Annotated in this window: 10 protein-coding genes and 2 riboswitches; of the genes, 5 read left to right on the forward strand and 5 right to left on the reverse strand. The window is 69.1% G+C overall.

Annotated elements, in window-relative coordinates:
- The first annotated feature begins 310 nt into the window (after nt 1-310).
- Nucleotides 311-1,474 carry a M20 aminoacylase family protein gene (locus tag LGM42_RS05880; RefSeq protein ID WP_060318504.1) on the forward strand — a complete coding sequence of 388 codons (1,164 nt, stop codon included), beginning with the start codon at nt 311-313 and terminating at the stop codon, nt 1,472-1,474.
- Nucleotides 1,471-1,710 carry a type II toxin-antitoxin system RelE/ParE family toxin gene (locus LGM42_RS05885; protein WP_060318506.1) on the forward strand — a complete coding sequence of 80 codons (240 nt, stop codon included), beginning with the start codon at nt 1,471-1,473 and terminating at the stop codon, nt 1,708-1,710. Before LGM42_RS05880 ends, LGM42_RS05885 begins: the two co-directional genes overlap by 4 nt.
- Before the next feature lie 87 nt (nt 1,711-1,797).
- Here LGM42_RS05885 and LGM42_RS05890 read toward each other — a convergent pair whose 3' ends face one another.
- The 5 genes from LGM42_RS05890 to LGM42_RS05910 all read right to left on the reverse strand — a co-directional run bounded on the left by LGM42_RS05890 (nt 1,798) and on the right by LGM42_RS05910 (nt 7,482).
- On the reverse strand, nt 1,798-3,102 hold the full coding sequence (locus tag LGM42_RS05890; protein WP_060318508.1) for a cobyrinate a,c-diamide synthase: 1,305 nt from the start codon (nt 3,100-3,102) through the stop codon (nt 1,798-1,800).
- A gap of 2 nt (nt 3,103-3,104) precedes the next feature.
- Nucleotides 3,105-3,707: a cob(I)yrinic acid a,c-diamide adenosyltransferase gene (cobO, locus tag LGM42_RS05895; RefSeq protein WP_059584089.1), complete on the reverse strand. Its 603-nt coding sequence runs from the start codon at nt 3,705-3,707 to the stop codon at nt 3,105-3,107.
- A 34-nt stretch (nt 3,708-3,741) separates the two neighbouring features.
- A complete protein-coding gene (locus tag LGM42_RS05900; RefSeq protein WP_059643329.1) occupies nt 3,742-4,119 on the reverse strand; it encodes a cobalamin biosynthesis protein in 378 nt (125 codons plus the stop codon).
- On the reverse strand, nt 4,116-4,865 hold the full coding sequence (cobA, locus tag LGM42_RS05905; protein WP_226231775.1) for a uroporphyrinogen-III C-methyltransferase: 750 nt from the start codon (nt 4,863-4,865) through the stop codon (nt 4,116-4,118). The genes LGM42_RS05900 and cobA overlap by 4 nt, the downstream gene beginning before the upstream one ends.
- A gap of 170 nt (nt 4,866-5,035) precedes the next feature.
- Nucleotides 5,036-5,273, reverse strand: a riboswitch (cobalamin riboswitch).
- Nucleotides 5,274-5,343: 70 nt separating this feature from the next.
- A complete protein-coding gene (locus LGM42_RS05910) occupies nt 5,344-7,482 on the reverse strand; it encodes a TonB-dependent siderophore receptor (protein WP_264168120.1) in 2,139 nt (712 codons plus the stop codon).
- Between the two features lie 151 nt (nt 7,483-7,633).
- A riboswitch (cobalamin riboswitch) is annotated at nt 7,634-7,898 on the forward strand.
- 322 nt (nt 7,899-8,220) lie between these two features.
- Here LGM42_RS05910 and cobW point away from each other — a divergent pair.
- Genes cobW through LGM42_RS05925 form a run of 3 tightly spaced genes read left to right on the forward strand, consistent with a single transcriptional unit; the run spans nt 8,221 to nt 14,204 of the window.
- Entirely contained in the window at nt 8,221-9,309 is a 1,089-nt protein-coding gene (gene cobW / locus LGM42_RS05915) for a cobalamin biosynthesis protein CobW (protein WP_226231777.1), read from the forward strand.
- Nucleotides 9,310-9,315: 6 nt separating this feature from the next.
- On the forward strand, nt 9,316-13,125 hold the full coding sequence (gene cobN / locus LGM42_RS05920) for a cobaltochelatase subunit CobN (protein ID WP_226231778.1): 3,810 nt from the start codon (nt 9,316-9,318) through the stop codon (nt 13,123-13,125).
- On the forward strand, nt 13,122-14,204 hold the full coding sequence (locus tag LGM42_RS05925; protein ID WP_226231779.1) for an ATP-binding protein: 1,083 nt from the start codon (nt 13,122-13,124) through the stop codon (nt 14,202-14,204). Before cobN ends, LGM42_RS05925 begins: the two co-directional genes overlap by 4 nt.
- The last annotated feature ends 61 nt before the right edge of the window (nt 14,205-14,265 follow it).

Here is a 14,265-nt window from a genome sequence, read left to right on the forward strand (position 1 = left end):
TACAACCGTCAAAAAATGAACAAATCATTTCAACCCGTTGATGTAAATGGATTATTCCGGAATGTTGGGCGACTGCCAACGATAACCCCCATGCGAAAATCGAGCCGGAACACCCCGTATCGGGCATGCCTGTCGCTAGCGGCAGTCGTTCTTATGCGATAGCCCATACGGGCGGCCGAGCTTTGCCCTGCGCCCTGCGATCGAACAGCAATCAACGGTTGCCACCGCGACGACTTTCTGTCTGTCCGGTTGTCGCTCAACGAACTATCCTTGCCTGCACGTTCCCCACTGGACAACAGGAGACGACACCGTGACGCACAGCGTGATCCCCGCAGGCCTTGCCGACGAAATGATCGAGATCCGGCATCGTATCCACGCCCACCCCGAACTGGGTTTCGAGGAATTCGCGACGAGCGATCTCGTCGCGGAGCAACTTCAATCATGGGGCTACACCGTGCATCGCGGGCTCGGCGGCACTGGCGTCGTCGCGCAGTTGAAAGTGGGCGACGGCCAGCAGCGCCTCGGGCTGCGCGCCGACATGGACGCGCTGCCGATCCACGAAACGACGGGCCTGCCGTACCAGAGCACGATCGCGGGCAAGATGCACGCGTGCGGCCACGACGGCCACACGGCGATGTTGCTCGCGGCCGCGAAGCACCTCGCGCGCGAACGCCGCTTCTCCGGCACGCTGAATCTGATTTTCCAGCCGGCCGAGGAAGGGCTCGGCGGCGCGAAGAAGATGCTCGACGACGGGCTGTTCGAGCAATTTCCCTGTGACGCGATCTTCGCGATGCACAACATGCCGGGCTTCCCGACCGGCACGTTCGGTTTCCTGCCGGGGCCGTTCATGGCGTCGTCGGATACGGTCGTCATCGACGTGCAGGGCCGCGGCGGACACGGCGCGGTGCCGCACCGGGCGATCGATCCGGTCGTCGTGTGCGCGCAGATCGTGCTGGCGCTACAGACGATCGTGTCGCGCAACGTGTCGCCGCTCGACATGGCGATCGTCACGGTCGGCGCGATCCATGCGGGCGACGCGCCGAACGTGATTCCCGATCGTGCGCAGATGCGCCTGTCGGTGCGTGCGCTGAAGCCCGACGTGCGCGACCTGCTGGAGACGCGCATCAAGGAGGTCGTGCATGCGCAGGCAGCCGTGTTCGGCGCGACCGCGACGATCGACTACCAGCGCCGCTACCCCGTGCTCGTCAACGATATGGAGATGACGGCGTTCGCGCGCGGCGTCGCGCGTGAATGGGTCGGCGAAGCCAATCTGATCGACGGAATGGTGCCGCTCACCGGCAGCGAGGATTTCGCGTTCCTGCTCGAGAAGCGGCCGGGCTGCTACCTGATCATCGGCAACGGCGACGGAGAGGGCGGCTGCATGGTGCACAACCCCGGCTATGACTTCAACGACGCGGCGTTGCCGACCGGTGCGTCGTACTGGGTGAAGTTGGCCGAGGCGTTTCTGGTGTGACGGACGAGGCTAGACAGCGTGGGGCTCCTCAGCAGGCAGAGCACCATCACCGTGATCTGAGCGGCACCATCGAAGCGCTGCGCGCGGCAAAAAAACGGGGCGAACTTGCGTCGTTCGCGACGGGTATTTTCGCTACCCCGCTGGATCTCACGTTGTGTTTTACCGTGAAAACGGATGACACGATCGATGTGATTCGGCTCCTGCATCAGCGAATGGACATCGAACGGCATCCGTAGCCGCGCCCGTCGAATGCCGTAGTCGCTACAAAGCGACGCTCAAACCCGACAGGATGCCGCCTCGATGCGGGCTCGACATCGATCAGTCTAGAACGCTTCCCCGCTGAACAACGCCACGACCGCATCCGGATTCGACGGCCAGTACATGTGCATGTACGTCGCGACGATCGCGCCCGCGCGATAAACGGCTTCACCGCTGCCCGCCGCGCCATCGGGCCGCGCGGCGGTCACGACCGGCACCAGCGGCGTATCCAGCCGCGAATAATGAAACGTATGCCCGCGCATCGGCCCCATCCGCGTATCGAGCTGCTGCATGCCGAGCGCCGCGAACCGGCGCTGCATCGTCGCGTGGCCCGGCAGCAGCCCGAGCATCGGCGTCGTCGACCCATCCACATCGGTCAGCGATTCGCACAGATACACCATCCCCCCACATTCCGCGACGATCGGCCGGCCGGCGGCCGCATGCGCGCGAATCGTCCGTGCGGTCGCGGCATTCCCGGCAAGCGTCGCCGCATGCAGTTCCGGATAGCCGCCCGGCAAAAACAGCGCGTCGCAATCGTCGGGCACGGGTTCGTCGGCGAGCGGCGAGAAGAATCGCAGCTCGGCACCGAGTGCGTCGAGCAACGCGAGATTCGCCGGATAGATGAACGAAAACGCCGCATCGCGCGCCACCGCGATCCGCTTGCCGGCCAGCGCACGCGGCAGCGGCGCGGCCACGTCCGGTTCCGCGAATGTGACGGCAGGCGGCAACTCGGCGAGCGCGGTTTGCGCGAGCACATCGGCCGCGCGGTCGAGCCGTGCATCGAGATCGTCGATATCGGCCGGCTGATGCAGGCCGAGATGCCGCTCCGGCAGCGCAATACCCGCATCGACAGGCACGTGCCCGAGCCAGCGCAGGTCGCCGGGCAACGCTTGTTGCAGCAACTCCGCATGCCGCGCCGAGCCGACGCGGTTGGCCAGCACGCCGTGAAACGGCAACCCCGGCCGGAACCGCGCGAGCCCGAAGGCGATCGCCGCGAACGTCTGCGCCATCGCCTTCGCCGAAATCACCGCGACGACCGGCACGCCGAACGCGGCCGCGAGATCGGCGCTGCTCGGCGTGCCGTCGAACAAGCCCATCACGCCTTCGATCAGGATCAGGTCCGCGTCGCGCGCGGCTTCGGCGAGCAGCGCGCGGCAGCCGGCCTCGCCGACCATCCCGAGGTCGAGCGCATGCACGGGTGCGCCGCTCGCGCGTTCGAGCAGCATCGGATCGAGAAAATCGGGCCCGGTCTTGAACACGCGCACGCGGCGGCCGAGCCGGCGGTGCAGCCGTGCGAGGCCGGCCGTCACCGACGTCTTGCCCTGGCCCGACGCGGGCGCGCTGACGAACAGCGCGGGGCAGGCCGGCATGCTCAGAACTCCACGCCGCGCTGCGCCTTCACGCCTTGCTCCTTGTACGGATGCTTGACGAGTCGCATTTCGGTGACGAGATCGGCCGCATCGATCAGCGCATCGGGCGCGTGCCGCCCGGTGACGACGACGTGCACCGACTCCGGTCGAGCCGTGAGCGTCGCGAGCACTTCGTCGAGCGGCAGGTATTCGTACTTCAGCACGGTGTTCAGCTCGTCGAGGATCACCATCCGGTAGTCGCCGCTTTCGATCATCCGGCGCGCCTCGTCCCAGCCTTTGCGCGCGGTCGCGATGTCGGCGTCGCGGTTTTGCGTGTTCCACGTATAGCCGTCGCCCATCGTCACGAAATCGCATTGCGCGACCGCACCGAGGAAGTCGCGCTCGGACGTGTGCAGCGCCCCTTTGATGAACTGCACGACGCCGAGCCGCATGCCGTGGCCGAGCACGCGCACGGCCATCCCGAACGCGGCCGTGCTCTTGCCCTTGCCGTTGCCGGTGTGGACGATCAGCAGGCCTTTCTCCTGCGTGGCGGCGGCCTGCTTCTTCTCGTGGCCGGCGCGGCGGCGTTCGGCCATCCGCTGATGGGATTCGGAATCGGTCTTCATCGGGAATCGTCCTGTCGAAAGCGAAACAATGGGTTCAAAGCGGGCCGGCGAGCGCGACCGTCACGCCGTCCCGGATGGATTTGGGGCCGAGCAGCCGGCCATGCGGCGCCGCGAGCCGCGCGCACGGCTCGGCCACGCCCGCGACGCCGAAGCGGGCCAGCGCGGCGTCGGAAGGACCGCTCGCGGCCAGTTCCGGACGGCTCGCGAGTTGCGCAGCATCGAACGCGACGAGCGGCCAGCCACGGCGCGCGCACAGCGTGCGCAGCGCACGGGCGCGCGCCTTGTCGGCGAGCGTCGCGACGAGCGCCGGTTCGGCGCCCGGATGGCGCGCGAGCGCGGCGCGGATCGCGGCATCGAGTTGCGCGGGCGTGACACCCGCGCGGAAGCCGACGCCGAGCGCGACGCGCATCATGCGCGGCCGCCGAGCGCCGCGCGCACCGCCGGATCGTCGGCGAGCGCGGCTACACGGCCGATCACGACGATCGCCGGCGAACCGATGCCGGTTTCGCCGACGCGCGCGACGAGCGTATCGAGCGTCGCGAGTACGTGGCGCTGTTCGGCGCGCGTGGCGTTCTCGATCGCCGCGCACGGCGTGTCGCCGGGCAGGCCGCCGTCGCGCAGCGCCGCGGCGATCGCGTCGAGCCGGCGGATGCCCATGTAGATCACGATCGTCATGCGGGTGGCCGCGAGCGCGCGCCAGTCGGGCTCGTCGGCGCCCGCGCCGTGGCCCGTGACGAAGATCACGCCTTGCGCGTCGCCGCGGTGCGTGACCGGGATGCCGAGCGCGGCCGGCGCGGCGATGCCGGCCGTGATGGCGTTGACGACTTCCACCGGAAAACCTGCCGCGCCGAGCGCGATCAGTTCCTCGCCGCCGCGGCCGAACACGAACGGATCGCCGCCCTTGAGCCGTGCGACGCTGCGGCCCGCGCGCAGGTGCGCGAGCATCGCGGCGACGATCGTCTCCTGCGGCGTCGACGCATGTCCGCCACGCTTGCCGACGTGCTCGATCGACGCATCGGCGCGCGCATGGCGCAACACGTCGGGGTTCACGAGATCGTCGACGAGCAGCACGTCGGCCGCGCCGATCGCGCGTACGGCCCTGAGCGTGAGCAGGTCGGCGTCACCGGGGCCGGCGCCGACGAGCCAGGCGCGGCTCATCGCGCGCGGCACGGCGCGCACCGTGTCGAAACAGTGGAACAGGGCAGGCGGGCGGCGCATCGGCGGCCGGCGGGCAGGCAGTGCATGGCGGATCGGGGCGAAACCCGCGCGAACGCGGGTGGAATGCGCACCCGATCCGTTCCCCGCGGATCGGGCGTTCGGCGAGCAGTGCGCTCGCCCCTTGCGTCGGCCGGTATCCGGGCTGGCCGCTTGCCAGGCCGCAGCCTTCCCGCCCGGCTGAAGGGCAGTGGCATCGCGGGCGGCCTGGGCGCACGCGCGGCAGAGCGCGTTGCGCGGGCGGCGTACCGTTGCGGGGACAGCACAGGCCGGGCGGATCTTCGCCTCCTGTTTCCCGTTTAACTGCATGCACGGAATGCGCATGCGAGCACCGAACGCGGCGCATACGATAGCACACGCGTGCGCCGCGCGAGCGGCCCCGGCGCGCCCGCGGCGCGGGGCGGCGGCACCATGCACGCGGTCAGAACTTGTACGTCGCCGTCAGCGTGAACGTGCGTGGCGTGCCGGGCATGATCTGCGCGACGCTCGTCGCATTCGCGTAGTAGTCGCGATCGGTCAGGTTGACGGCCGCCAGCGTCACTTCCAGGTCGCGCGTGCGATATCCGGCCTTGCCGTCCCAGCGCACGTAGGCGGGCAGTTCGAGCAGGTTGTCGCGATCGGCGTAGCGCGCACCTTCGTACACGAGCCCGAGTTCGGCGAAAAACCCGCGCAGCGGCGCATGACCGACGAACAGGCTGCCGTTCGACGCCGACACGCCCGCCGACCGCTTGCCCGCATACTTCGGTTCGGCGTCGACCACCCGCGCGTGTTGCCAGCCGATGCCGCCGCGGACGAACCAGTCGCCCGTGAGCCGGCCGGCGACGCCCAGTTCCATACCGCGATTGCGCTCGAGGCCGGTGAGATCGAAGAATCCCGGCCGAACCGGGTCGGCGACGCGGCGGTTGTACAGATCGAGCTGAAACAGCGCGAGCGTCGTGCTCAGCGCGCCGTCGCGCCAGTCGCTTTTCACGCCGATCTCGTATTGACGCGTGTATTGCGGGCCGAGATCGTTGGCGTTGCCGCGCGCGCCGGGCGTGATGCCGATCAGGTCGCCGCCGACCGGCGCGAAGTTCTTGCTGTACGACGCATACAGGCTGTGCGCGCTCACCGGCGACCACACGACGCCGAGCCGCGGGCTCCACGCCGTCGTCGTGCGCCGTGCATGCAGATCGTTCAGCGCGTTGGTCGAATCGACGTCGAAGCGTTCTCCCCGCACGCCACCGAGGAGCTTCCACGCTCGCCCGAAGTCGATGCGATCCTGCGCGAAGATCGCGTAATCGGTGACACGGTGGCGATTCATCGCATACGGACGCGGCGTCGAGCCGGCCAGGGCGAGACGATCCGGTCCGGCGATCGGGACCGGCGCCGCGTCGGCCTGCCACAGCGTCGGGGCGCGTTTCTGCCAGCCGTATTCGATGCCGAACAGCAGGTGATGCACGCCCGGGCCGGTCGCGACCTTGCCGCCCAGTTCGACGCCGGTCTGCACGTTCAGATGCGTCATGTCCTGAAGGTAGCGCGCCCGTTGCACGCGCCGGTAGTCGCGCGGCTTCGTGACGTAGCTTTGCGTGACGTAGGTGTTGTCGAAGGTGCTGCGCAAATCCAGCACGCCCAGCGTATGGCGCAGTTCCCAGCCGCCATCGAACGCATGCGTGAAGACCGAGCGCCAGTTCATGTTTTCGTCGCGGATGGTGTCGCGGCCCGCCGCGCCGAAGAAGGTCGCGCGCGGCGCGGACGGCAGCGCGTACGCGAGCGGCTTGCCGGCTGCATCGAACGCGGCGACCGACGCCGGCATGCCGCGATCGGGCACGCGCCGGTACGTGTCGTATTCGAACTGCAGCAGCCAGCTTCGCCGTGCGTCCTGCCATTTGATCGACGGCGCGACGTACTGGCGCGTGCCGTCGACGTGGTCGCGGAAGCTGCCCGCGTGTTCGCGTCCGGCATTGAGCCGCACGCTCCATGCGCCCGACAGCATCCGGTTGAGATCGACCGACGCGCCGAGTCGTCCATAACTGCCGGTCGCCGCCGACACATGTCCGAAGTTTTCCGGCAGCGGCTGCTTGGTGATCCGGTTGATGACGCCGCCGCCGCTGCCGCGCCCGTACAGCGCCGCCGCCGGCCCCTTCAGCACTTCGACGCGTTCGATGTTGCCGAGACTGCGCACGTATTGCGCGTCGTCGCGCATGCCGTCGAGCAGCAGGTCGCCCGCGGCGGAAAAGCCGCGAATGCGGAACGAATCGAAGCGCGTGTCCGACGTATTCGACACACCCGGCACGCCGGCCAGCGCGTCGGCCAGCGTGCGGCCGCCATAGGACAGCGTTTCCTCGACCGGCACGCTGTCGATCGTTTGCGGGACGTCGCGCGGATCGCTCGCGGTGCGCGTCGCCGTACTCACGCTTTCGGCGCGCGGATCGTTCGGATGACGGCGGCTGCGCACCTCGAGCGCGGGCAGTTCGTCGTCGAACTCGGCCGCCGGGGCAGGAAAGGAGGCAACGCCGGCGATCGAGCACAGCGACAGGGCGAGCACAGGAAAGCGCCGCCCGGATATCTGTCGTTTCGACATGGAAATTTAAGGATAACTGAGTGATTGCCTCACATTGCCGTTGCGCGGTGGTTGCGTTGTTATCGGGTGAAGTTTATCTCGCCCAGTTGAAAACGACAATCATTCGCGTTCGCTGCGCACCGCTCGCCTTGACGCTCCCGGCCCCGCCGCCTACACTCGCACGCGTTTTGGTGCTCGCGCGCGCCGCTCCGGCGCACGCAGTTAAACGGGAAACAGGGAGCCTGCCTGCGCCGCAGTCGAGCCAACCTGTGCTGCCCCCGCAACGGTAAGCGAACGCGTCGCGCGCAAGCGCCACGCAGCGCCGCTTCGCCGCATGCCCTGCGCATGCGGACGACCGCCACTGGATGCCGCGCATCCGGGAAGGCGAAGCGGCGTGTTCGTCAGCCCGGATACCGGCCTAAACGTTGGGGTTCAGCGCCGCGGGGAGGCGGCGCATCGTCCACGGCCGCAGCAGGTCCGACGCCCGGTGTTCGACGCTTCCTCCGCCCATCTGCCGCCGCACGTGCGCGGCCGGCGCGGCGAACGGCAGGCGGCGCGGGCGAGGCAGGCAGCAGCCGTGTTGGCATTCACGATGTCGACCGTTCGCAAGGAAGCACCATGCCCGATTCGTTGTTCCGCCCGTCCCGCGGCTGTCCGGCCGGACTGCGCGGCGACCTTCCCGCGACCGCCCCGTGAATGGCCGTGCCGCCACCGACGCGACGATCCCGTCCTGATTCCTTTTTCGACACCGGACCTACCATGACCCTACGCAAGCTGCCCGTCACGATCGTCACGGGCTTTCTCGGCAGCGGCAAGACGACGCTGATGCGCCACATCCTGCAGCACGCCGAAGGCCGCCGCATCGCGGTGATCGTCAACGAGTTCGGCGAGCTCGGCATCGACGGCGAAATCCTCAAGGGCTGCGGCATCGGCTGCGACGAGGCCGACGGCGCGCAGGGCGAAGCGTCGGGCCAACTGTACGAACTCGCGAACGGCTGCCTGTGCTGCACCGTGCAGGAAGAGTTCTATCCGGTGATGGAAGCGCTCGTCGAGCGCCGCGCGGACATCGATCACGTGCTGATCGAGACGTCGGGCCTCGCGCTACCGAAGCCGCTCGTGCAGGCGTTCAACTGGCCGACGATCCGCAACAGCTTCACGGTCGACGCGGTCGTGACCGTCGTCGACGGGCCGGCCGCCGCGAGCGGCCAGTTCGCGGAAAACCCGCAGGCCGTCGACGCGCAGCGCCGCGCCGATCCGAACCTCGACCACGAATCGCCGCTTCACGAACTCTTTGCCGATCAACTGTCGTCCGCCGATCTCGTGATCGTGAACAAGGCCGACCTCGTCGACGACGCCGAATTCGCGCGGATCGAAACCGCGATCCGCGAAGAAATTCCGCCGCAGGTGAAGATCGTTCGCGCGACGCGCGGCGAGCTCGATCTCGCGATGCTGCTCGGCCTCGAATCGGCGTCGGAGGAAACGATCCACCTGCGTCACGACCATCACGGCTCGGCCGACGACGGCGATCACGATCATCATCACGACGATTTCGATTCGGTCGTGGTGTCGGGCGACGCCGGCACGCGCGAAGCGACGATCGCCGCGCTGCAGCGTGTGGTCGAAGCGCACACGATCTATCGCGCGAAAGGCTTCGCCGCGCTGCCCGGCGCGCCGATGCGGCTCGTGATCCAGGGCGTCGGGCGCCGCTTCGACAGCTATTTCGACCGCCGCTGGCAGGACGGCGAAACGCGTGCGAGCCGCTTCGTGCTGATCGGCGAGGATCTCGACGCCGCCGCGCTGCAACGCGCGTTCGACGCCGCGTGCGCGGCCGAGCCGCAACAGGCGTAACGCACGATGCATCTGCTGCGCACCACGCCGGGCGGCTTCGTCGACGATACGCAGGGCGTCGTCCGGATCGACCAGCAGCCGGCCGACATCGTGATCCTGAGTTCGGCCGACACGACGCTGTCGCTGCTCGCGAGCGTCGTGCCGCACTTGCCCGAAGGATTTACGAGCGTGCGGCTCGCGAACGTCACGTTCCTGCGGCAGCCGGCGTCGGTCGATTTCTACGTCGACGACGTGCTGCGTCACGCGAAGACGGTCGTGATCGATCATCTCGGCGGCGAAGCATACTGGCCGTACGGGATCGAGCAGGCCGTGTCGCTCGCGTCGAAGCGCGGGCAGCAACTCGCGATGTTCTCGGGCGACCTGCAGGAGGACCCGAACCTCGTCGCGAAGAGCACGGTGAGGCCCGACCTGTGCCGGCTGTGGTGGCGCTATCTGCGCGAGGGCGGCGTGCACAACGCCGACGCGCTGCTGCGCAGCATCGCGTTTCACACGCTCGGGTTCGGCGATGAGCCCGAACCGCCGCGCCCGCTGCCGGCCGCCGCGCTGTATCACCCGGCGCGCGACCGCGCGAGCGTCGACGACTGGCGGCCGCGCTGGACGCCCGGCGCACCGGTCGTCGCGATCCTGTTCTATCGCGCGCACTGGCAGGCCGCGAACACGGCCGTGTTCGACGCGCTGGCCGACGCGCTGATCGACGAAGGACTGAATCCGCTGCCGATCGCGGTGACGTCGTTGAAGGACGCGGTGAGCCGCGAGGTCATCACGCAGCTGTGCGACACGCATGGCGTCACGCTCGTGCTGAATACCACCGCGTTCGCGGCCGGCGCGATCGACAGCCCCGAACACGACGTGCTCGCGGGCGACGCGCCGGTGCTGCAGGTAATCCTGTCCGGCGGCAATCGCGGCGCGTGGCTCGCCGACAGCCAGGGCCTGCACGCCCGCGACATCGCGATGCACATCGCGCTGCCCGAGGTCGACGGGCGCATCGTCACGCGCGCGGTGAGCTTCAAGGGGCTCGCGTATCGTTGCCCGCATACCGAGGTCGACGTCGTGCGCTACCAGCCGGATGCCGAGCGGATCGCGTTCGTCGCGGCGCTCGCGCGCGGCTGGTGCCGGCTGCGCACGCTGGATAACGCCGACAAGCGCATCGCGCTGATTCTCGCGAACTATCCGCAAAGCGAAGGGCGGATCGGCAACGGCGTCGGGCTCGATACGCCTGCCTCCGCGCTGAGCGTGCTCGCGGCGCTGCGCGACGCGGGCTATACCGTGGCCGACCTGCCGCCCGACGGCGACGCGCTGATCGCGCGGCTCACCGAGGGCGTCACCAACGATCCCGCCGTGCGCACGCTGCGTCCCGCATTTCAGAGTTACGCGCTGGCCGACTACGTCGCGCGATTCGCGCGGCTGCCGGCCGCCGTGCGCGATGCGCTGAACGAACGGTGGGGGCCGCCCGAAGCCGATCCGACGCTGCGGCAACAGCGTTTCACGATCGCCGGCTGGCGCGCGGGCAACGTGTTCGTCGGCATCCAGCCGTCGCGCTCGCGCGACGAGAACGACTACGCGAGCTACCACGATGCCGACCTCGTGCCGCCACACGCGTATCTCGCGTTCTATTTCTGGCTGCGCGATGCGTATCGCGTCGACGCGGTCATCCACCTCGGCAAGCACGGCAATCTCGAATGGCTGCCGGGCAAGAGCGTCGCGCTGTCCGACGCGTGCTGGCCCGACCTGACGCTCGGGCCGCTGCCGCACCTGTATCCGTTCATCGTCAACGATCCGGGCGAGGGCAGCCAGGCGAAGCGCCGCGCGCAGGCCGTGATCGTCGATCACCTGATGCCGCCGCTCACGCGCGCGGAAAACTACGGGCCGCTGCAGGATCTCGAACGGCAGGTCGACGAATACTACGAAGCGCTGATGGTCGATGCACGGCGTGCGAAGCTGCTGCGCAAGACGATCCTCGCGACGATCGCCGAGCATCGTCTGCACGACGAGCTGAGCGTGTCGCCGCCGCGCGATGCGGGCGACGAGGATGCGCTGCTCACGCGGGTCGACGCGTGGCTGTGCGAATTGAAGGAAGCGCAGATTCGCGACGGGCTGCACGTGTTCGGCGCGTCGCCGGTCGAGCGCCAGCGGCGCGACACGCTGCTCGCGCTCGCACGTTTTCCGGTCGGCGACGGCAAGGGCGAACGGGCGGGGCTGATCGGCGCGCTCGCGCGCGATCTTGCGCTCGGCGACGCGTTCGATCCGCTCGCGGCCGACTGGGCCGCGCCGTGGACGGGGCCGCGGCCGGCCATCCTGCAGTCGCTCGACGCGTCGCCGTGGCGGCATGCGGGCGATACGCGCGAGCGGCTCGAACGGCTCGCGCAGCACTGGCTGGCCACTGTGTGCGGAACCGCTTCGGACGATTCCGGTATCGACATGCCGCCGCCCGGCGAATGGCCGCATACGCTCGCGGTGATCGAGCGCGTGCGGTCGACGCTGTTGCCCGCACTCGACGCGTGCGGCCGCGAGGAAATGCGTCAACTGCTGCGCGGGCTCGACGGCCGCTTCGTGCCGCCGGGGCCGAGCGGCTCGCCGTCGCGCGGCCGCCCCGACGTGCTGCCCACGGGCCGCAACTTCTACTCGGTCGATACGCGCGCGGTGCCGACCCAAGCCGCGTGGTCGCTCGGGCTGAAATCCGCGCAGCAACTGATCGAACGCCATCTGCAGGATCTCGGCGACTATCCGCGCGCGATCGGGCTGTCGGTGTGGGGGACGGCCACGATGCGCACCGGCGGCGACGACATCGCGCAGGCGTTCGCGCTGATCGGCGTGCGGCCGAAATGGGCGCACGGCAGCCACCGCGTGACCGACTTCGAGATCCTGCCGATCGAGATCTTCGACCGGCCGCGCATCGACGTGACGCTGCGCGTGTCGGGCTTCTTCCGCGACGCGTTTCCGAACCTGATGCACCTGTTCGACGCGGCCGTGCAGGCGGTTGCCGCGCTCGACGAGCCGGAGGAGTTGAACCCGATCCGCGCGCGCATCGAGCGCGAACGCGAGAAGTGGGTCGCGCAGGGCGTGGCGCCCGACGAAGCGCGGCGCCGCGCCGGCTGGCGCGTGTTCGGCGCGCGGCCGGGCAGTTACGGCGCGGGCCTGCAGGATCTGATCGACCAGCGCCGCTGGCAGACCGACGCCGATCTCGCCGATGCCTACCGTCAATGGGGCGGCCACGCATACGCGCAGAACAGCGCGGGCGACGCGGCGGCCGACGTGTTCGGCGAGCGGCTCGCGACGATCGACGTCGTCGTGCAGAACCAGGACAGCCGCGAGCACGACATCCTCGATTCGAACGACTACTACCAGTTCCAGGGCGGGATGACGGCGGCCGTGCGCCATCTGTCGGGGCAGCAGCCGAGCATCTATCACGGCGACCATGCGAACCCCGTCGCGCCGAAGATGCGCACGCTGCGCGAGGAAATCGCGCGCGTGATCCGCTCGCGCGTCGTCAACCCGAAATGGCTCGACGGCGTAAAGCGTCACGGCTACAAGGGCGCGGCCGAGCTGGCCGCGACCGTCGACTACCTGTACGGCTATGACGCGACCGCGCGCGTGCTGTCCGATCACCAGTACGCGCTCGTCGCCGACGCGTACCTGTTCGACGACGCCACCCGCGCGTTCCTCGAACGGCACAACCCGAAGGCGCTGCACGGCATCTGCGAACGCTTCGTCGAAGCGATGCAGCGCGGGCTGTGGCAGCAGCCGGGCCCTTATCGCGAGCGGATCGAAGCGGTCTGGCTCGCCAGCGAACAACGCCAGGAAGGAGGACCGCGATGACCGATCCGACGATGCACCGCGCCCGCGCGGTGTTTCCGTTTGCGGCGCTCGTCGCGCAGGACGCATTGCAGCAGGCGCTGTTGCTCGCCGCGATCGACCCGTCGCTCGGCGGCGTGCTCGTCAGCGGCCCGCGCGGCACCGCGAAATCGACGGCCGCGCGCGGCCTCGCGGAGCTGTTGCCGGAAGGGCAGTTCGTCACGCTGCCGCTGTCGGCGAGCGACGAGCAGGTGACCGGCACGCTCGATCTCGCGCATGCACTCGCCGAAAACGGCGTGCGGTTCCGGCCGGGCCTGCTGGCTCGCGCGCATCTCGGCGTGCTGTACGTCGACGAAGTGAACCTGCTTGCCGACGGGCTCGTCGATACGCTGCTTGACGTCGCCGCGAGCGGCGTGAACATCGTCGAGCGCGATGGCGTGTCGCACGCGCACGACGCGCGATTCGTGCTGGTCGGCACGATGAATCCCGAGGAGGGCGAGCTGCGCCCGCAGTTGCTCGACCGCTTCGGGCTGATGGTCGAACTCGAGAACTGCTTCGACGCTGGGCAGCGCGAGCGGATCGTGAAGGCGCGTCTTGCGTTCGATCTCGATCCGGACGCGTTTCGCGCGCGTCACGCGGTTGCCCAGCGGGAACTCGCGGACCGGATTCACGCGGCGCGCGCGCGGCTGCCGGCGCTGGATTTCGACGATGCGGTTCATGCACGCGTCAGCGCGCTGTGCATCGATGCGGCCGTCGACGGGTTGCGCGCCGATCTCGTGATGCTGCGCGCCGCGCGCGCGCTGGCCGCGCTGGAGCAGGTCGACGCGGTGACGGTGTCGCACGTGGAGCGCGTGGCCGAAGCCGTCCTGCGGCACCGGCGCCATGCGGAGCCGCCGCATCAGTCGTCGCGCCAGTCGTCGCAACACGGCGGCGAACGCGACGATCGTTCGCCGCCGGATACGCGCCAGCAGCCCGGCGACCGACCGGGCGAAACACGGGCCGACGCGTCGGCATCGCAGGGCGACTGGGGTTACCTGCCACCCGAACCGGCCGGGCTGCGCGACGTGAAAGGCGTGGTGCCGCTGCCGCTAAAAAAACGCTGAGCCATCGAGCCGGCGCCGCCGCGAACGCGATTCGCGGTCCTCGATGGCAATCAGGCGCAGC

Source organism: Burkholderia sp. AU39826 (genome assembly GCF_020419965.1).
GTDB lineage: Bacteria > Pseudomonadota > Gammaproteobacteria > Burkholderiales > Burkholderiaceae > Burkholderia > Burkholderia semiarida.